At 59.7% G+C, this 21,266-nt stretch carries 9 protein-coding genes; 6 read left to right on the top strand and 3 right to left on the bottom strand.

The window, feature by feature from the left end; genetic code table 11:
- The first annotated feature begins 197 nt into the window (after window positions 1-197).
- Window positions 198-4,550, top strand: coding sequence for an SET domain-containing protein (locus BOP96_RS30405; protein ID WP_073452315.1), 4,353 nt, complete (start codon window positions 198-200; stop codon window positions 4,548-4,550).
- A 17-nt stretch (window positions 4,551-4,567) separates the two neighbouring features.
- Here BOP96_RS30405 and BOP96_RS07605 read toward each other — a convergent pair whose 3' ends face one another.
- Both BOP96_RS07605 and BOP96_RS07600 read right to left on the bottom strand, forming a co-directional pair.
- Window positions 4,568-5,590, bottom strand: a complete 1,023-nt coding sequence (locus BOP96_RS07605) for an acyltransferase family protein (protein WP_019820255.1) — start codon at window positions 5,588-5,590, stop codon at window positions 4,568-4,570.
- Window positions 5,591-5,671: 81 nt separating this feature from the next.
- On the bottom strand, window positions 5,672-7,963 hold the full coding sequence (locus tag BOP96_RS07600) for a fatty acid cis/trans isomerase (RefSeq protein WP_073452313.1): 2,292 nt from the start codon (window positions 7,961-7,963) through the stop codon (window positions 5,672-5,674).
- A 167-nt stretch (window positions 7,964-8,130) separates the two neighbouring features.
- On the opposite strand from BOP96_RS07600, the gene metH reads away from it, so the two are divergent.
- The 3 genes from metH (at window position 8,131) to BOP96_RS07585 (ending at window position 17,590) form a co-directional block, all read left to right on the top strand.
- Window positions 8,131-11,841 carry a methionine synthase gene (gene metH, locus BOP96_RS07595; protein WP_060767530.1) on the top strand — a complete coding sequence of 1,237 codons (3,711 nt, stop codon included), beginning with the start codon at window positions 8,131-8,133 and terminating at the stop codon, window positions 11,839-11,841.
- A 633-nt stretch (window positions 11,842-12,474) separates the two neighbouring features.
- Window positions 12,475-17,319, top strand: coding sequence for a dermonecrotic toxin domain-containing protein (locus BOP96_RS07590; protein WP_073452311.1), 4,845 nt, complete (start codon window positions 12,475-12,477; stop codon window positions 17,317-17,319).
- Window positions 17,320-17,371: 52 nt separating this feature from the next.
- On the top strand, window positions 17,372-17,590 hold the full coding sequence (locus BOP96_RS07585) for a DUF2970 domain-containing protein (protein WP_014718269.1): 219 nt from the start codon (window positions 17,372-17,374) through the stop codon (window positions 17,588-17,590).
- On the opposite strand, the gene BOP96_RS07580 is transcribed toward BOP96_RS07585, so the two are convergent.
- Complete coding sequence (locus tag BOP96_RS07580; RefSeq protein WP_073452349.1) at window positions 17,587-18,654, bottom strand: ABC transporter substrate-binding protein; 1,068 nt, start codon at window positions 18,652-18,654, stop codon at window positions 17,587-17,589. The genes BOP96_RS07585 and BOP96_RS07580 overlap by 4 nt on opposite strands.
- Window positions 18,655-19,079: 425 nt before the next feature.
- On the opposite strand from BOP96_RS07580, the gene BOP96_RS07575 reads away from it, so the two are divergent.
- A complete protein-coding gene (locus BOP96_RS07575; protein WP_032903543.1) occupies window positions 19,080-20,738 on the top strand; it encodes a nitrite/sulfite reductase in 1,659 nt (552 codons plus the stop codon).
- Complete coding sequence (locus BOP96_RS07570) at window positions 20,722-21,216, top strand: DUF934 domain-containing protein (protein ID WP_003190711.1); 495 nt, start codon at window positions 20,722-20,724, stop codon at window positions 21,214-21,216. Before BOP96_RS07575 ends, BOP96_RS07570 begins: the two co-directional genes overlap by 17 nt.
- The last annotated feature ends 50 nt before the right edge of the window (window positions 21,217-21,266 follow it).

The raw sequence follows: 21,266 nt of genomic DNA, 5'->3' as shown, positions 1-21,266 counted from the left end.
TTGCCCGCAGTTTACGCCAAATTATTACGCAGGTACAAAGTCCGAGTATTTTTGTCGGGAAAGACCTGTTCCTGTTGGCCTGACGCATCGTGACACCTGGCCATTTCTGCGAAAACCTGTGCCTACCTATATAGCCCCCCCCGCAAACCCCGGCTCAATAGAGTGAATCCTCTTCGACTACGGATTGTGAGGATTGAATGAATAACGCATTGCAGAGCTTCTATTTCAAGGGCTTGCCGGAACAGCAAGTGCATTTGGACCATCTGATTGATTTCGTGACGACACAAGGCTCGCTGACGGCATCCGCCGCCGAGGTGTACTACTGCCCCCCGCACAACAGCGAACTGCATCGCGAGTGCAAGGAAGCCTTTCGAGTCTTGGCAAAGCTGGAAGCCGATGAAGACTTTCAGCGCTTCCTGCGGGAAAAGCCCGAACCGGATGATTCCATTATCGGCCGGGACTTCCTTTACGACCTGCTCTCCACCTTGTTCAGCAGCACGCGCTCACCGATACCCGACCCTGCCGAAACGTTCAGCATTGCCGACCATTCGGTCATCCTGCGCCATATGCCCACCTATTGGTACATCGACGCCGACGTGTTGCTGGATATCAACCGGCGTGTGGGTAACGGCCTCAAAAGCGACGGTTCGGTGCGGTTTGATCTGGTGCTCAAGTATTACTCGATCATCCCGGCACAGCCCAAAACCCGCGAGCAGTGGAAAGCGGTTCTCGCTGTCTTGCAGGAACATCACACCCTGAAAAAACTCGGACACGAAGGCAACCTCAGCGATTTGCAGCACTTGCTGGATGCGCCTGCCGACCAGAAAATCAAGGAGATTATCCGCCAGATCGAAACACAAACCCGTCAATCGCTGTTCCGTCATGTATTGCCCGAAACATTCACCGCCTCACAACAGGACATGCTCACCACCACCCCCACCGTGCTGCTCGATCAATTGCTCAATAGCCCCGATAACCTGGCACTGGGCGAACGGATTGCCAAGGCCTTGGACTGGTATGGCAGCCAGAAGGACGAAATCTGCCCAGACCCGGTACGGGTGAAATTACTGTGGCGCGCGTTGTGGCTGACGATCATTCCCAGCACCGACTCGCTGATCGACAACGAATTGAAACTATTCATCGCGCCTGGCGCGTCTTATTCGTCGGTCCGCCAATCCTTGATCAGCCGCTATGAACATAGCTTGTCGATCAGCGCTGACGCGGCACAATTGGCGGTGTGCGTCCTCAAGGCCAATGTTGCCAGCGAAGTCTGGGTGGCCGATATTCCCGATGACCTCCCCTACGCTGCCACCAGTACCTGGGTCAATTTCAGAAGCGGCTTTCTGCTGGCCGAAACGATTGCACCGGGTTCATCGCGCCACATGAGTTTCGAACAATTGCTCAACCTGGCGGCGGAACACTTTCGCGCCAGCGGCGATGACATTAAACAACAGGCACTGGTCGCAGCGGCCAAGTTGGGCCCCACCGTGCAATGGGCACAGGCCAACGGCCTGATCGCCAGCCGATCGTCGGGCCACTCACGGGATGAACTCACCCAGGCCGTCACCGCCCTGGAGCAGCATGAATATGAGATGTTCAACGCAATTCAGAACCTCAAACTCAAACTGCCCAGCCGTTGGCGCTTTGTCTCGGACATGGAGTACGACAAAGCCTTTCGCGAAGCCCTTGAGGTGCCGAGAAACGCCTACAAGACCTTAATCCAGTCACTGCTTGCGCACCTGGGCAATGCGACCCTGGATGTGGATCAGGACGAGATCACCGTGTATTCATTAAGAGAAGCCCTGGACAAGGTGCCCATCGAATATGAAACCAAAGCCAAGACCGATGCCGTTCGTTACCGGACAGGTTTTATCCTACGCATCGCCAAGCCCCGCTCGCCCCTCCATGCCATCTACATCGAGGTATTCCCCTTCGCCGGCCTGCTGCGTCGACGCAAAGACCTGCAAAGCCTACCGCTAAACGGCAAAGTGGTAGAGCTACGCGACGCCATGAGCTGGGACAAGTACAGGCTGGCCACCGAAGTACCGTTTGATCGAGAGGCTTACCGCGAGAACAAAGCGCCCAGACCAGGCAAAAAAGCTGAGTTGATCGTTGAACAAGTCGGCGAGACACTGCCTGGCATCGACGCAGGGCCGCGCATCCCATCGTTCGCGCCCAACACGCTGTATGCGCCGCGCAGTGAAACCCTGGCAAGCATGATTGCCCGCGAGCTGTTTTTCTGCGATGAGCAAGCCCTCCTGGAAAAAACCCGCAAAGACACGCGGGAGGTAGACATTCCCGCTGAGGTACTCGAAGACTTGGCGTTCTGGGGCAAGATTTTTATCCCGTTTTGGGGCGGTATCGACGACATCGCCTCCGGTGATCCCCAGCGCATCAAGTCAGGCGTCGCCGGCCTGTTCATTGACATCGTAGCTTTCGCGTTGCCGGTAGGGCGGTATGTGGCCGGCTCCACCCGCCTGCTCATCCACGCAGGCAAGACCGGGCTGCGCCTGGCGCTGCCTAAGCTCGCGAAACTGACCGGGAAGCTGGTAATTGCCACGCTCCACGAACTCAACCCCCTGGCCGCCCTGCCCAGCCTGCTCAGGCTCGCGCGCTTTGGTTTGCTCAAGCTGGGACATAAATTGATGCGCCAGGCAAAACGGGGTATTGCCCAGCTGCGCGATGGGACGATCGCCGCAAGGCACATACGCTCGGTTGACCCTGACAGCTGGAAGCCGCTGCAGGCGGGCGATCAACTGTTTACCGTGGACGGCTTCGCCAATGTCCCGATGCGCAACGTCGGCAGCCTCGAGGCGCCGGATTATCGCTTGATCGATACCGCCTCCAATAAAGCCTTCGGGCCGCGCTTTAGAGAGCCGATCACGGTCATCAGCAACAGCAGCCCGTTGATTCGTCAGTACGCGGTTGACCCGGAGTTGATCAGAGGCCTCAAGCCCGACGCACGCGGTATCTTCTCCCGAGCGGACTACAACCAGAAGTTCATCTGTAATGTTGATGACAAAGGCAAAATCGCGGTGTACCAGGTCCGCGACAATTCCTATGGGTTCATTCAGGAGGCCGCCGCGGGCGCCGACACCAGCTTTTCTATCGTACTGGTCAATCCGAGGAGCAATCGCGATTTGTCGATCACGCTGTCGTCGGTGGAGCCTGGTCATTGGTATTCAGGCCCGATCAAGCTCGCGGGCGGCGCGCCGGATGCGCCAAGCGTGGTAACGCCCTCAGTGCTGTTGAAATGGACCGAGGCCAGTGAAGACGCCCTGAAAAAAACCATGGACAACTTCGTCAGCACTTACAACCTGGACCCCAGCGCCTTTCGGCAGTTCGTCAACAGCCGCAACACCCTGACACCCCGAGGGCGAAAGATGCTGGACCGTGCAGGGACCGCCCGCACCTGCGTCACTTACGAGCATATGGAGCACTGGCGCAAGGCGTCCCAGCGCGAGCGCAACAGCCTCACCCTTGAAGGCTTCGCCGCCGACCATAACCTGGACCCGGTGGCCTTTGCCGAGCATGTAAACATTGATGGCACCTATCGAGCGGCAGGCAAAGTACTCGCCAAATACGCCAGAGGTGAACAATTCGACGACCTGAAACCCGAACACCTGCAAGAGTGGAACAAGCACTACAACGCCACCAACTCAAGGGTGTCCATGCACGCATTTGTCGAGCAGAACAACCTCAACCCGGTTATCTGGAGTGACTACGTCAATGACAATGGCAGCATGACCCGCGCCGGTAGAGAAAGGTGGCTGTTCGGACAACGAAGCCCGGTGGACGAGCCCGTGGCCAGGAAGCGGCCTGCGCCCCCCACGGCAGGTAGCTCAAAACGTCCGCGGCTGGACGATGACGCCACACCCACGCGGCGCCGATCCACTTCAATCACGGCGTCTTTTGATCATAAAATCAACAATAATGCGCCAATTCTGCAAGACCCCAACGACGTCAGGCGCAGCTTGACCCTTGAACTTGAAGGTCCGTTGCAAAAAATAGAGATCACCGACGCCAACCAGTTTTTTGACGAGTTCACCGGCCTGCAATACGTCGAAGTCAAAGAGGCTGCAACCAAGAGTATCCGTGAATGGATCGCCAAGGAAGGCAATCATCATCGCCGGCTTGATCGCCTTTTGGAGGTCAAGAAACTGCAGGAGGGCCCAGAGCGTGGCCTGTCGGTCGTAGCCAGAACCGATATAAAACGCTTCGATGTCCTTGGGCCGTATACCGGCAAGCTGCACTTGGATCAAGCCTCGATCAATACCGAGATACTGGAAAAAGGTGAAGCGGCCGTCGGCACGTATTTATTCCAGACCCACACTCATGGCGCGACTATCAGCGGCCACGGTAACAGCAACACGCTAAGCCTGATCAATGCGGTCAAGGTGCCCAATCTGCCCGACGTTGGCATCGAAAATGTCGGCGCCGTGTATGTAGGCAAATACATGGTGTTCATAGTCGCTTGGCGGGATATCCCTGCCGGGACCGAGTTGCTGATGGACTATGGTAAAGCCTACTGGAAGTACGTGAGGCCCTGAGCCGCCAAACGGCGGTCCTAATGCTTTTGCCTGATGGGTAACGCATCATCAATGCCAAACCAATGTTTGAGCCTGCGATGCGTAGCCTTCTCCAACACCTGGTAACTGGCCCATGCGCCCAGCGCAATGACAGCGATGCACACCGGTATCATTGCGTAGGGGTCTATTGCCCTGTGCTCGATGGCCCAGCGCCCAGCGCATAGCACCAGTACGTGAAGCAGATACACCGAGTAGGAGCAGTCTCCCAGCAGTTTTATCAAGCGCGAACCATGGAAGTAAGGCTCCAGCGCCACACAACTGATCACCAGCACGGCGCTGGGCACTCCCCATTCCAACGCGCGCGGGGCATCCACGCCATGGTAGATCGCCGCCAATGCCGCGACGACGCCCAGCAACGCCAGCCACGGCCTGGACCGGCACAGACCGCGGCGGTAGAGCATGCCGATCGCCACGCCCATGAGAAACTCCAGGACAATGTCATTACGGTAAAACCCGTCGGCCAAGTCAAAGGCGGGGCCAATGACGTAGCACAGCAGATACAACAGCGCCGCCACCACCCACAGCCGACAGGCTTCACGCACCAGCAGCGCAACAGCGAACAGGCAGTAGAACAGCATCTCGAAATTCAACGTCCAGCCCACATCCAGCAGTGGATACACGCCGTAGCCCGCCGGGTTTTGCGCGGGGATAAAGAGCATCGACAGGAGCACATGACCCAGTTCTAGCTGAACGTCTGGAAACATCCAGGGCATGGCCGTGACCAGCACAGCCAAAAGCACGGTATAGAACCAGTACGCCGGAGCAATCCTGGCCACGCGCATCAGCATGAAGCGCCAGGGTGTCAGCGCTTTATCGGCGCTCGCGAGGAAAATCACCAAGCCGCTGATGACGAAGAATACGTCCACCCCGGCGCCGCCCTTTTCGACCAACAGGTCCTCCAAGGCGTTGTGGGCCTCGAAGTTGAAAAACAGCTGCATGACGTGGTGACCCACCACTACCCATGCAGCCAACGCGCGCAACAACTGCACTGAAATCAGCATCGGCATACCCTTTCCAATATGTAGGTAAATATCCGACTGCTTCAGCCCCGCATGCAGAAATGACCGGATCAATGCACTTCGTTATAGGTTCTCATAGCGGTTCATGTCCAATACGCCCTCTTCCACCGGCGTGGTTTCGTGAATGTACCGCGACAAGTCATGGAAGTACTGCCAGAACAGCGGGTGACTGCGGCGCACACCCCAGCGGTCGACGATTTTCTCGAAGCTCTTGGCGTCCTTGGCCTGCTCCATCTGCGCGACAAACTCAGGCACTTGCCGGGCCGGGATATTGAACATGAAGTTCGGGTAGCTGCTGAGCACGCCTGGGTAGATCGTCACCGTGTCCAGCCCCGGCTGATAGCGATACGCCTCTCCCAGCAGGAACGCCACGTTACTGTGGGCACGGTTGCGCAGCAGGCTGTAGACCTCGCGCTTGCCGCTGGCGGTTTCGATGCGCAGCATCGTGGCTTCGGGCAATTGCTCGATCACCTTGAGCCCCGCCGCCGGCCGCGAGGTCAGGCGGCTCAGGGCTTGCTCGGCATCCTGCAAGGCCGGGTCAATGCCGTCGCGGGAGCAGAACGCGCCGCTGCAGCGGTTGATCGGGTCGGGGCTGGCGTTCAAATGGCCGTAGCGGGTCAGCAACTGGTTGGCGAAGTCACGCTTGGGGTCCTTCTCGCTCAGGTGCAAACCACTGGCCTTGTCATCGTCAATCGCTTCGTAGTCCAGCCACAGCTTGAGCTTGCCGCTGTTCTGGTACCAGTCGTCCAGGAAGTCTTCGCGGGTGTCGGCGGGCATCAGGCGCAGGAAGTTCTGCTCGGCGCCGTTGCGGATCAGGTCGAAATACAGGCGGGTCTGGGCCTGGTGCGAGACGTTGCCAAACACATCGAAATTCACCGCTAGCTGGTAATAGGTGCGTTCCAGCAGTGGGTAGTCGAACAGCCACATCGTCTGCGGAACCTCGCCAATCAGGCCCTTGGTCACCGAGGCGCTGTCGAAATGGCGGAAAATGCTCAACAAGGCGTTGTCATTGCCCGCCCACAATGTCGACCAGCTCGGCGCCGGCAGGTCTGCATAGTTGTCACGGCGCAAGGCTTCATACTGGTTGCGCTTGTCGCGATAGGCCAGCCACAGGCTCAGCACACTGCCCACGTCGTCATTCTGCCCGGGCATGGCCAGCAACGGCGTGGCCTGGCCGCGATAACGCGCATCGGTGATGTACAGATCGTGGTCGGGGTCCTGGAACAGCGTCCAGAAGTTATCGCGGATCACGTCCGTGGCGATCTGCCCACGGCACACCGGCCCGCGAATGAAGGTACGCACGAAGTACTCAGCGTTATCGAGCATGAATTGGTAGCGCGCTTTAGCCGGGATGGCTTCGAATGTCGCGAACGGATTGGCCCGGCTGCCGGGGCCATAGCCTGGCAAGGCCGTGACCTGCCAGTCGCCGGCGTAGAACAACGCCTTGATCCGCGCCATCTTCGCCGCGCTGAAGGGGTAAGTGATGTGGGTTTTATGCACGATCACGCCCTGCACTGGCCACAGGCGGTAGTACACCTGGGTGCCTGGGTCGTCGTTGGGGCGACGTGTGGCGATCAGGTCAATCGGCTGGCCACTGGGCGTACGCGAACGCACCCACTGGAAGTAATGCCCCGGCTCGCCGTTCTCGAAATAGATATGCGCCAGGAACAAATGCTCGAACAGCCAGCGCGCCACCAGGCTTTCCCGGGCGCCCGGCTGGTTGAACAGGTTTTCCCACTGTTGCACTTGCAACGCTTCCCTGGCACTCGGCGCCAGGCCCTGCTCGTCAATCGGCGCGCCGGAGGCCAGCCAGCGTTGCAAAGTCTGGTATTGCTGATCGGTCAGGCCGGTGACCGCCAGCGGCATACCTTCCTTGGGGTGAGCGCCGGCATAGGCACTGAACTCGCCGGGCGTTGCGCACATATTTTCGCGGTTGAGCCCCAGCACAATGTTGTCGGGCAGCTTGGCATTGGGCGCCAGCGGCGCGTTGTGCCCCAGCTCCAGCATGCGCGCCATCAGCGCAGCCTGGCTGCCCTGGGCGTCCAGCACCGAATAGAAGCCCTTTTGCTGCCACGCCTGCTTCCCGAATGCGTCATAAAACAAACGCGTCGTTGGCGTGGCCTGGCTGCGCTCGCCGTCATACACCGGCATTTTGCTTGCCCCGCGTGCGGCGCCCTCGGCGCTCCCCAAGTTGAGCTGGCAGGCGGAGTCGTAGCAGGCGTGGCAGGCCACGCATTTCTCGGTGAAGATCGGTTGGATATCGCGGGTATAGGAAATCGCCGAAGCGGGACCCTCTGCCTGCGCAGTACTGGCTATCAAGGCCAGGACGGCGCTGACGATCAAACGAAGTGACATGTATCGGGTCCCGATTCAAGGCGTGCGGTCTGTGAAATGGCGGTGATTCTACCGGGCCATGACCGCCAGCAACATGAGCGATATTCATGCACAACCCGGACATGCTCCAAATCGGCACAGGTTTGCTATGATTCACGCCCTCCGTAATGCCTGACCAGAGTAGTCCCATGCCCGATCGTAGCGCTCGCCTGCAAGCCCTTCACCAAGCCCTCAAGGAACGCATCCTGATCCTTGATGGTGGCATGGGCACGATGATCCAGAGCTATAAACTCGAGGAGCAGGACTACCGTGGCAAACGCTTCGCCGATTGGCCAAGCGACGTCAAGGGCAACAACGACCTGCTGGTGCTGACCCGCCCGGACGTGATCGGCGGCATTGAAAAAGCCTACCTGGACGCCGGCGCCGACATCCTTGAAACAAACACCTTCAACGCCACGCGAATCTCCATGGCCGATTACGGCATGGAAGAACTGGCCTATGAACTGAACGTGGAAGGCGCACGCCTGGCGCGCAAGGTGGCCGACGCCAAAACCCACGAGAACCCGGCCAAACCGCGTTTTGTCGCCGGTGTACTGGGCCCGACCAGCCGTACCTGCTCGCTGTCGCCAGACGTCAACAACCCCGGCTACCGCAACGTGACCTTCGATGAGCTGGTGGAAAACTACACCGAAGCCACCAAGGGCCTGATCGAAGGCGGCGCCGACCTGATCCTGATCGAAACCATCTTCGACACCCTTAACGCCAAGGCCGCGATTTTCGCCGTGCAAGGGGTGTTCGAGGAACTGGGCGTGGAACTGCCGATCATGATCTCCGGCACCATCACCGACGCCTCCGGCCGAACCCTGTCGGGCCAGACCACCGAAGCGTTCTGGAACTCCGTGGCCCACGCCAAGCCGATCTCGGTCGGTTTGAACTGCGCCCTCGGCGCCAGCGAACTGCGCCCCTACCTGGAGGAGTTGTCGAACAAGGCCAACACCCACGTTTCGGCGCACCCTAATGCTGGCCTACCCAACGAATTCGGCGAGTACGACGAGCTGCCATCGCAAACCGCCAAGGTCATCGAAGAGTTCGCCCAGAGCGGCTTTCTCAACATCGTCGGCGGCTGCTGCGGTACCACACCGGGCCATATTGAAGCCATCGCCAAGGCCGTGGCCGGTTACGCGCCGCGCCCGATCCCGGACATTCCCAAGGCCTGCCGCCTATCAGGCCTGGAGCCGTTCACCATTGATCGCCGTTCGCTGTTCGTCAACGTCGGCGAACGTACCAACATCACAGGCTCAGCCAAGTTCGCCCGCCTGATCCGCGAAGACAACTACACCGAAGCCCTGGAAGTCGCCCTGCAGCAGGTGGAAGCCGGCGCCCAGGTGATCGATATCAACATGGACGAGGGCATGCTGGATTCGAAGAAGGCCATGGTGACCTTCCTCAATCTGATCGCCGGTGAGCCAGACATCTCCCGCGTACCGATCATGATCGACTCTTCCAAGTGGGAAGTGATCGAAGCCGGGCTCAAGTGCATCCAGGGCAAGGGCATCGTCAACTCCATCAGCATGAAGGAAGGCGTAGAGCAGTTCATTCACCACGCCAAGCTGTGCAAGCGCTACGGCGCGGCGGTGGTGGTGATGGCGTTCGACGAAGCCGGCCAGGCTGACACCGAAGCGCGCAAGAAAGAAATCTGCAAACGCTCCTACGACATCCTGGTCAATGATGTCGGTTTCCCGCCGGAAGACATCATCTTCGACCCGAACATCTTCGCGGTCGCCACCGGTATCGAAGAGCACAACAACTATGCCGTCGATTTCATCAACGCCTGTGCCTATATCCGTGATGAGTTGCCCTACGCGCTGACCTCCGGTGGCGTGTCCAACGTGTCGTTCTCGTTCCGGGGCAACAACCCGGTGCGCGAAGCGATCCACTCGGTGTTCCTGCTGCATGCGATCCGTGCGGGCCTGACCATGGGTATCGTCAACGCCGGCCAGTTGGAGATCTACGACCAGATCCCCGCCGAGCTGCGTGACGCCGTCGAAGACGTGGTACTCAACCGTACGCCGGACGGCACCGACGCCCTGCTGGCGATTGCCGACAAGTACAAGGGCGACGGCAGCGTCAAGGAAGCCGAGACCGAGGAATGGCGTGGCTGGGAGGTCAACAAACGTCTGGAACACGCGCTGGTCAAGGGCATCACCACGCACATTGTCGAAGACACCGAAGAATCGCGCCTGTCGTTTGCGCGCCCGATCGAAGTGATCGAAGGCCCGCTGATGTCCGGCATGAACATCGTCGGCGACCTGTTCGGCGCCGGTAAGATGTTCCTGCCCCAAGTGGTGAAATCCGCCCGGGTGATGAAGCAGGCGGTGGCGCACTTGATCCCGTTCATCGAGCTGGAAAAAGGCGACAAGCCTGAAGCCAAGGGCAAGATCCTGATGGCCACGGTCAAGGGCGACGTGCATGACATCGGCAAGAACATTGTCGGCGTGGTGCTGGGTTGCAACGGCTATGACATCGTCGACCTGGGGGTGATGGTACCGGCGGAGAAGATCCTGCAGGTGGCCAAGGAGCAGAAGTGCGACATCATCGGTCTATCCGGCCTGATCACCCCGTCTCTGGATGAAATGGTGCATGTGGCCCGCGAGATGCAGCGCCAGGATTTCCACCTGCCGCTGATGATCGGGGGCGCCACCACCTCCAAGGCGCACACGGCGGTGAAGATCGAGCCCAAGTACAGCAACGACGCGGTGATCTACGTCACCGACGCCTCCCGCGCCGTGGGCGTGGCCACCCAGTTGCTGTCCAAGGAGTTGAAGGCCGGCTTCGTCGAAAAGACCCGTCTGGAATACATCGACGTACGTGAGCGCACCTCCAACCGTAGTGCACGCACCGAGCGCCTGAGCTACCCGGCGGCCATCGCCAAGAAGCCGCAGTTCGACTGGAGCGGCTACACCCCGGTCAAACCGACCTTTACCGGCGCCAGGGTGCTGGACAATATCGACCTCAACGTCCTCGCCGAATACATCGACTGGACGCCGTTCTTCATCTCCTGGGACCTGGCCGGCAAGTTCCCGCGCATCCTCACCGATGAAGTGGTGGGTGAAGCCGCCACCGCGCTGTATGCCGATGCCCAGGAAATGCTCAAGAAGTTGATCGACGAAAAACTCATCAGCGCCCGTGCGGTGTTCGGTTTCTGGCCGACCAACCAGGTGCAGGACGATGATCTGGAAGTCTACGGTGACGACGGCCAGCCCATCGCCAAACTGCATCACTTGCGCCAGCAAATCATCAAGACCGACGGCAAGCCGAACTTTTCCCTGGCCGACTTCGTCGCGCCCAAGGACAGCGGCGTGACCGACTATATCGGTGGTTTCATCACCACCGCCGGCATCGGTGCCGAAGAAGTGGCCAAGGCTTACCAGGACGCCGGCGATGACTACAACTCGATCATGGTCAAGGCCCTCGCCGACCGTCTCGCCGAAGCCTGCGCCGAATGGCTGCACCAGCAAGTGCGTAAAGAGCACTGGGGTTATGCCAAGGACGAGCAACTGGACAACGAAGCACTGATCAAGGAGCAGTACAGCGGCATACGCCCTGCCCCCGGCTACCCGGCGTGCCCGGACCACACAGAAAAGGCCCAGCTGTTTCAACTACTGGACCCAGAGGCGCGTGAAATGCACGCCGGGCGCAGCGGCGTATTCCTGACCGAGCACTACGCGATGTTCCCGGCGGCGGCGGTCAGTGGCTGGTACTTTGCCCACCCACAGGCGCAGTATTTTGCGGTGGGCAAAGTCGACAAGGATCAGGTGACCAGCTACACCGCACGCAAAGGCCAGGACCTGAGCGTCACAGAGCGCTGGCTGGCGCCGAACCTGGGTTACGACAACTGAAGGCCTGCCCGGCTCGTTACCGCCGTGTCGACGGCCCCGGTTGCGGCGATGCCGGACCGGGTCGTGGCGCTACGGTGACAGTTGCCTGTAATGCCTGCACCTCCTTAACAATTGTCGGGACAGCCCCAGCAAACGCTGGCCCTTGATCAGCCGTCGCATACCGGTACGCCTGGGTATCGTGCAGTGGTTCGAGCAGATGGAAAAACCGCTCATGCCCCGGCTCATCGGCCAGTTGTTGCCATAACTGCCGCCTGGGGACGGCCAGGTCCTGCGGTGGTCGCTGTACTTGTCGCCAATGGCAAAATACACACAGCCTGTCAGCCTGATTTTCATCAGGCTCATTCCCGCACATAACCTGAAGTCGCTGCCGGTTGCTTGTCAACGAAGCGCTGGGTGGGTAGATCAGACATTCGGTCATTCCTGTGATTGGGAATGACAGAACATCACCCTCCAGACGCTGCTCGGTGGTGAATATATACGGTGCAGGGTCGTTAGCACCCCAACTGATAGGCTCGCGGTAATCACCTACCGCACCCGCAATGACCAAATGCGATTTCCTGTGCCGGACCGATTCCCGGTCAGCTGGGCCGGCAGCTCAGAACAACCGGTTTTACACAGGAAACGGATTTCGTCATGCCCGAACCCATTACACCCGCGTCAACCCTGGCCTTTCGCCAATTACCCGCCCAGGCCGTACATGCGCGTTTCGCCACCCGCCCAGCCCTGTATTCAGTGCTATTGAACGCCCTGCGCGAGCGTATTCTGGAACGCTACCCGTCGTTGAAGCTGGACTGGCAGACGGTCAAACTGGCAAGCCCTCAGCCATCCGGCGGTTACGCCTATCCTGCATTGATGGAAGTGGCTATCGCCCATGTGCTGAACCCGCGGACGCTTGACCTGCACTCCGTGCGCGAGCGTCCCTACTTCCTCACCCAGACGCCACCCGAAGTGATCAAGCCCGAGGGCCTGCCGGGGCTCGACATGCAAGTAATCGCACAGATCATCGACGAGCTGCCAGCCTCGCTTTATCTGTACATGCAGCATGAGCTGGCCGACTATTGGAGCCAGGTTGACGAGCATGGCAACAGTCGCTGGCAGTGGCTCAGCGAGTTCCTCAACGGTCGGATGACCGCCGCGGCGGCGGGTCCTTCAACCCTGACCGACACGCAGCGTGACATGTTGGCGGTGGTCGCCGCCTGGCCGGCACAACGTGAGCGCCTGCCCCGCTCCTCACCGGCCACCTATGTGTATTTCATAGAAACCACGCTCGCCGACGCCGGCAAAACCGTGCGCGTACTCACCCCAGATCTGCTGCTGGTACGTGAAAAACAGCTGCTGCTGTACAGCGTGGCCGGCAAGATCGACGCGTTCGACTCACTGGCGGCGTTCAGCCAGGCCTGGGGCGCGAAGATGCAGGAGCAGTTCCGATGCGACAGCCTGACCTGGCGGCGCAACGAGCCGGTCGCCAATGTGTTTGAGCAACAGGCGGGGCTGATCCTCAATACACACCTGGAAGACCTGGAGACCCTGTCTTTCCAGGGTCAAGACGAAAAAACCCTTGAGCAGCACCTGGAGAAGATCACCGATCCGGCACGCTATTTCACCGACGTCCCGATCGCCGCCGCCGAACGGCTCGATGCCGTGAGCCAGCGACTGCCGGCATGGCTCGCACAAGCCAGCAGCGCTGATCGATTTGCCTACCACCGCCATCTGCAGGACATGGCGCAGGTGCTGCAAAAAAACCAGGGCCGCGCGTTCAACGAAGGCATTGAAAACATCCACACGTTCAGCCGGGCCGCGCTACGCAAGCAGATGCAGGCTGATCACGGCGACGTCGACCCCGATGCCGTGCTGTTGGATTTCACTGTGGCCGCCGGTTATCCAGGGGGAGCCGGAATTGTCGAGCATGTGCGCATGTCGCTGACGGAACTGGCTCTGAAGAACCTCGCTGGCAAGCCCTCTGGCACGCTGAAGCTATCCTCCAGCACGACAACACCGTTGCCAGGCTGGTTGAACGAAGATTACCTGTTGGGCAGCAGCGGCCTGATCCAGCGCGTTGATATTGGCACTACCTACCCTGACGCTCTCAAAGAGCTGTTGTTATCCGACACCGCCGATGCCCAGCGCAGGGAGTCGCTGTTTACTCGTGAACTCAAGGTTCATCTGCCGATGCAGGCACTGGAATACAAGATTCGCCAGCAGCACGGCATGACCGTCACCGGTTATCGGTACGTCAAGGCGCTGATGGCGCAAATGCCTGCCGACAGGATCGTTGACGGCCAGGAGATCGTCTTGCGCCCGCTGGCCCTGTGCCGCAAGACCGGGGCTGCGCCGGATCAAGCCAGCAATATTTTCATCATCGAGCCACGCGATATCAGTGCGGGCCCACATTTGCTGTATCGACCGTTGTATGCCGACGCCCTGCATCAATACCCCAGCCGCCAGGCGCTGTTGCAGGCCATTGCCCAGCCAGGCGAGTTGCAAAACAGCGTGCTGGACTGGTTATCGGAGAAAGCCCGCCCCATCTATGCCCACGGCGGTATCAAGGAACCGCACATCATTCGTTTCCTGCCCGGCGATGAATACAGCCTGGCCGAGAAACCCGCCCCGGCGACCCTGGCGGTTGATGAGGGTGCCGGTGAATGGCTGCAATCGCAGGTCAACGGCCAACTGCTTAATCATCTGTTCGGCAGTACAGCGCGGGCTCTGGTCGATTTGGCGGACCGTGAATCAGTCTCCAACACCGAAAGCCGCTGGGCCGTCTTGATGGAAGGTGCGTGGTTGCTGTTCAACACCTTGTTGCTGCCGCTGGTACGCGGCCCAGCCATGTTGGCGGGCTGGTTCCTGGTGCTGGTCGCCAGCCTGGAGCAGGATCTGGCGGGGTTGGACAGCACGGACCCGATTACGCGTGAATCGGCATTGATCGATCTGCTACTCAATACCGCCATGGTGTTGCTGCATGGCGCATCCGCGTCTGGCACGCCGTTACTGGAAGCTGATACAGAGGCCCGTGGTTTGCGACTGGCAGTCTGGCGCCGTGCCCCGGGCACGCCGGAACCGGAACAAATGCCAGCGATACGCGAGGGCGTGGTGTCGCTGCCCGGTGAGCCGCCGGCGACGGGTGATACGGTGCTGGACTTCAGCCGGTCCCTGGCCAGCCCTCAAGCCAGTGAACGGCTCAGAGCGATGCTCGATATTCAGGTGCCCTGGCCCTCGTCACTGCCGGCCCCGCAAGCGAGCGGTGCACTCAAGGGCCTCTACCGCATCGACGGCGTCTGGCACGCCAGCCTTGGCGGGCTGCTGTTCCAGGTCAGCGTGACACCGGGGTTCGGCGAGGTCTACCTGGTGCACCCCAAACATCCTCAACATCCAGGCTTCAGGCTGATAAGCGACGGCCAAGGACATTGGCGCCTTGACCGCCACGCGAGGCTCAACGGCGGCATGCCCCGTGACCGATTGAGTACCTGGCAAAAGGAACGTGCCGAACGCCTGCGGACTCTGAATTCAGAGCTCACTGCGCTCAACGCCACGATGTTTTCCTTGATGGGTGCCTCTTTTACCTCTGAAAGAGCCCTGACGATCGCCCGTACCAATCTGGTCGAACAGAGTAAGAACCTGCGCAAGGATTGGTTGCTGCTGGCCAGTTCCAAGAGCATTCCGAAACTGCACGCCGAAGTGGTCAAGCGTCATGAGCAACGCCGCATTGCAACCGCACAGGCCAGGATCCAGTGGGATATTGCCCTGGACAACCAGCGCCGACACGGGCTACCCGTTGTCGAACTGATGAAAAAAATCCAGGCCAAGGCCAACGAGCTGATGAGCCTGGACAGGACTGACCCGGCCCACGAGCGCGCGCGGGACAGGGCCATCAAAACCCTTTACAGCTTCTGGGGCGGGCTTTATGAGTCTCTCTCCCAACGAATGTCAGACACCCTTGAGACCGAGCGCGGCGAAAGTTATGACGAACTGAATGCGCGCACTAAGCAGGAGTTGCCCAATGACATCACCGACGCCTACGACGACTACATCAACCTGCAGAAACGCCAGGTCCAGGCGCTCGAACACATGATCGAGCCCGCAGAAAAAATCGAGACACTGCTCAAGGAAGCTACCCCGGCAACGCGTCAGTTTTTACTGCAAGACAGACCCACCGATCAAAACATCCACTCAGTGATCATCAAGCAACATGCGCTGCTGGTGTTTATCGACTTGGTATTAAACCGTGCGCACGGCTCAAGGGAGCTGGCGGAGTATCCTTTCGTCAGTGAACTGACCGACCCACGCACGGCAACCAGCCTGTCGGCGCATACGGAAATGATGACGACCAGCGGCTACTCGACCCTAGAGCAGATCGATGTACTCAAGAGTGTCCTGGAGCGCTATGAGCAATTGGAAAACGCCGTCAACTCATTGACTGAAATGGGTTCAGGGTTTATTCGCGAAGAATATCGCGAGCCCTTTCTGCAACATCTGGCCCAAGCCCGCAGCAGCCTTGAAACCCAACTGGCCCATTCGATTCTGGTCGAGGAGGGTTTTGCCCCTGTCACGCCCCCCGACAGCGCCACGCGACTCAAAGCCTCGAGTCGCAGAGTCATCACCACCCGCGACAGGAGGACCCTGGTAGGAGACTTGCGTGTCGGCCAGCCGGATGCGCCAGGCAATTTCGTCGATATCAAAGACCCGCTGACCGGCAAGACGCTCGCCACCTACCTTGAACACGCCAGTGAGGGGTTCTGGAATGTCGTAGAGCCAGCCCGCGCCGCACCGCCTGCTGAGGTGGCGCTTAAGCGCCCACTGAGGGCAATAGAGGCACAGGCACAAACGGTCAAAGACGAGCGCGCGGGAATTGATCGCAGTATTCATTTTCAACAACGCAAACTCAACGACCCCAGCCGACTGGAAAGCCTGGCCCCCCATGAATGGGATGTCATGCTGACGCAACATGCGCAAAAATTCACAACCCTGGCTGAAGAACTCAAGCGCGACCATGCCACAGACGCCCGTGCCACCGAGCTGATCGACCGTTACCAGGAAGAGGCCGCCGCCGCCACCCGGCAAGCACGCGAGGCATGCAGCCTCGGTTACAAGTTGCAGCGCCCCAGGGCAGCCCATGTGGCCTATTTATGGCGACACGGTTTTGTCGACATCAACCTGGTCCGCAGCCGTGTCCCGTTAAAAGCGGGGGACTACCTGACCGAGTATGCGATACGCGATAAAAGCAAAATCAGGGAAGGCAAACAAGGTGAGGACGCCGTGCTGTGGTACGCCCACTTCCACTACGCGACGGCCGACAAGCCGCCTGCCAGCCCTGACTTCGGGCATCTGAAAACCAAAGCTGAACGGCTGTATACCCGCAAGGACCTGATTGAGCGGGCACGTGCCGACAACCGGGCCGTGGTCAACCTGGAGAAAGCCGAGATCAAGCCGCCGCTGGACCAACAGCTATTCCTGGGTCTGGAGGTGCTCAGCCCAAGATAAGCCGTAACCGATTGTCTATGCTCTGTACGATGACCCCGTTGACGAGGGCTGTATGGACGACCCAATCGATAACAAGCCGCCGACCTTCTGGCAGATGCTGCACAGCGTGATGGCGGCGGCTTTTGGTGTGCAAAGCGGCAAGAACCGCGCCCGCGATTTTACCCACGGCAAGCCTAGCCATTTCGTGATCCTGGGTATTGTGTTCACGGCGGTGTTTGCCTTGACCCTGTTTGGCATCGTCAAGCTGGTGCTGCACCTGGCCGGGGTTTAACGCAGCAGTAGTTGCAAGCTGAACGGGTAACGGTAGGACGGGGGCTTGCCCACCGCCGACAGTGCGCGAAATTCCACCGACCGCATGGGCCCCATCAGGCGCCGTGCCTGGGCAACTTCGATCAATTGGAACAAGGCCTGTTGGCGGTTGCGACCGCCAAGGGCGCCGATATCGACACCCTTGGCCTCATCATGGATCAACACCATTGCCCAGCCGCCCAGGGTGAAGTGCCCCGCCACCAGCGTACTCAGGCGCCCGTCCAGGCGTGCTGCAAGGATCTGCGGCGAACTGTTGACCGCACTGAACAACACATCCTTGCCCGGTACCCGACCGCTGTCTTGCAGGGCCTGCATGGCGCCCAATGCCATCTCATCATTGGCCGACCACACCAGGGCCGATTGTGGATAGCGCTTGAGCATCTGCGTGGCTTGTTCGTAGGCGCGCTGGCGGTTCCATTCACCGTAGACCAACTGGCGCAGGCGCACTTGCGGATGTTCGGCCAGGGCGCGGCGCAGGCCCTGTTCACGCAACTGCGCCGCCGGTGTGGTCTTGGCACCGGAAAATGCCAGCAGGTCCAGCGTTGCGCCAGAAGCTATCGGCCCGTGTTGGCGCAACAAGTCGGTCAACATCAGGTAGCCGGCCTGCTCGTCGTCCGCGACCATGCTGCCGATCAACCGGGTGTCGTGGTAGGCGTCCAAGAGCTGCGTCTGGTCGGGCGTCAGGGCGTTGTTGACGATCAGTAATTTCACCCCGCTGCCTTGGGCCATGCGCATGATTTGCGGGGCAACGTATTGCTCATTCACCAGCACCAGGTAATCAGGTCGTCCAGTGCCCAGCAATGCCTCTCGCGCATGGGCCAGGGTGACTTGGTTGTCACGCTCGGAATAGCGCACACGCAAATCCAGGCCGAGGTCCTTGGCGCCGGCCTGCATGAATTGCGCATAACTGACCCAGAAGGTTTCCGAAGACCGGCCAGGGTTGAGAAACACCACCGACGCAGCCTGGGCGATTGCCCCGTACGCCGACCCCAGCAACCACACACACGCCATCAGAACCTTCAACATGGTTGTCTGAACCTTGAACATAGAGCGCCATGATAGTGGCAATTAGATATTCAATCGAGGTTCAATCAACCCGCTGCTTTACTGGTGGCTAACCCAGAACACGGCGGTTCCCACCACCAGGATGATCAAAAATAAAATGGCCCAGGCATCCACGGTACTGTCGGGTTTACGGGCTTTGGTGGAATTGCTCATCGCATCGCCTCTTGTCGGTTTTATAGGTGACTGCACTAAGACTCGATCACAGTAAAGACCAGAGTTTTCCCTATGACAAATGTGGGTATGGCGATAACGGTTCTCATTAGTCAGTTTGGTTATTTACATATACCCAAACATCACTTTTGCGCATATACGCAAACTGGTATCGTGCGCCGGCTCCGTTGGGAGTGCGCGGCCGTGCGCGCAGATTTGCCGAGAACAGGACCTATATGTACGTATACGACGAATACGATCAGCGCATCATCGAGGACCGCGTCAAGCAGTTCCGTGATCAGACCCGACGCTACTTAGCAGGTGAACTGAGCGAAGAAGAGTTCCGCCCTCTGCGCCTGCAAAATGGCCTTTATGTGCAGCGCTTTGCGCCGATGCTGAGGGTGGCCGTGCCCTATGGCCAACTGACGTCGCGCCAGACGCGAATGATGGCCAAGATCGCCCGCGACTTCGACAAAGGCTACGCCCACATCAGCACCCGCCAGAACGTGCAGTTCAACTGGCCGGCCCTGGAAGATGTGCCGGACATCCTGGCTGAACTGGCTACCGTGCAGATGCACGCCATTCAGACCAGCGGTAACTGCCTGCGCAACGTGACCACCGACCAATTTGCCGGCGTCGCTGCCGACGAGTTGATCGACCCGCGGCCGTGGTGTGAAATCGTGCGTCAGTGGACCACCTTCCACCCCGAATTCGCCTACCTGCCGCGCAAGTTCAAGATCGCCATCAATGGCTCGACCTCGGACCGTGCCGCCATCGAAGTGCACGACATCGGCCTGGAGCCGGTGTACAACGCCGCCGGCGAGCTGGGTTTTCGCGTATTGGTCGGCGGTGGCCTGGGCCGTACCCCGGTGGTCGGCGCCTTTATCAACGAGTTCCTGCCGTGGCAGGACCTGCTGAGCTACCTCGACGCCATCCTGCGGGTCTACAACCGCTACGGTCGTCGCGACAACAAGTACAAGGCCCGGATCAAGATCCTGGTCAAGGCGCTGACCCCTGAGGTGTTTGCCCAGAAAGTCGACGCCGAAATGGAACACCTGCGCGGCGGCCAGACCACCCTGACCGAAGCCGAAGTGCACCGCGTCGCCAAGCACTTCGTCGACCCGGAGTACCAGGCCCTGAGCAATCAGGACGCCGAGCTGGCCGCACTCGACCAGCAACACCCAGGTTTCGCCCGCTGGCGCACGCGCAATACCCTGGCGCACAAGAAGCCCGGCTACGTGGCAGTGACCCTGTCGCTCAAGCCCACCGGCGTTGCCCCTGGCGATATCACCGACAAGCAGCTGGATGCCGTCGCCGACCTGGCCGAGCGCTACAGCTTTGGCCAACTGCGCACCTCCCACGAGCAGAACATCATTCTTGCGGACGTTGAACAAAGCCAATTGTTCACCCTGTGGGGCGAACTGCGCGAAGGCGGCTTTGCTACGCCGAACATCGGCCTGCTGACCGATATCATCTGCTGCCCGGGCGGCGACTTCTGCTCCCTGGCCAACGCCAAGTCGATCCCGATTGCCGAGTCGATCCAACGCCGTTTCGACGACCTGGATTACCTGTTCGACATCGGCGAGCTGGACCTGAACATTTCCGGTTGCATGAACGCCTGTGGTCACCACCACGTCGGCCACATCGGCATCCTGGGCGTGGACAAGAAAGGCGAAGAATTCTACCAAGTGTCCCTGGGTGGCAGCGCCAGCCGCGATGCGAGCCTGGGCAAGATCCTCGGCCCATCCTTCGCCCAGGAAGCCATGCCAGAGGTGATCGGCAAGCTGATCGACGTGTATATCGAACAGCGTACCGAAGATGAGCGCTTCATCGACACCTACCAGCGCATCGGCATCGACCTGTTCAAGGAGCGTGTCTATGCAGCGAATCATTAAGAACAACGCAGTCGTCGACGAAACCTGGCACCTGCTGCCCAAGGACGCGAGCTTCGACGGCATCTCCAACTGCGACGACCTGATCGTGCCGCTGGCACTGTGGCGCGAGCACGGCCATGCCCTCAAGGCCCGCGATGGCGGCCTGGGCGTGTGGCTGGACGCCGATGAAGAAGCCGAAGAAATCGGTGATGACGTGCAGCATTTTCAGGTCATCGCCCTTAACTTCCCGGCCTTCACCGACGGGCGCAACTACTCCAATGCCCGCCTGCTGCGTGACCGTTATGGCTACAAGGGTGAACTGCGGGCCATTGGCGACGTGCTGCGTGACCAACTGTTCTACCTGCACCGCTGCGGGTTCGATGCCTTCGCCTTGCGCGCGGACAAAGACCCGTACGAAGCGCTGGAAAGCCTCAAGGATTTCTCGGTGACCTATCAAGCGGCCACCGATGAACCTTTGCCGCTGTTCCGCCGCCGCTGACACTCTGTAGGAGCGAGGGGAACGCCTCGCTCCTGCCGTTCCATCGCCCG

It is taken from the genome of Pseudomonas sp. FSL W5-0203, assembly GCF_001896155.1.
In the GTDB taxonomy this organism is placed as follows: Bacteria; Pseudomonadota; Gammaproteobacteria; order Pseudomonadales; family Pseudomonadaceae; genus Aquipseudomonas; species Aquipseudomonas paracarnis.
The sequence above is the reverse complement of the archived record's forward strand: the minus strand, read 5'-3'. Positions and strand labels throughout refer to the sequence as shown.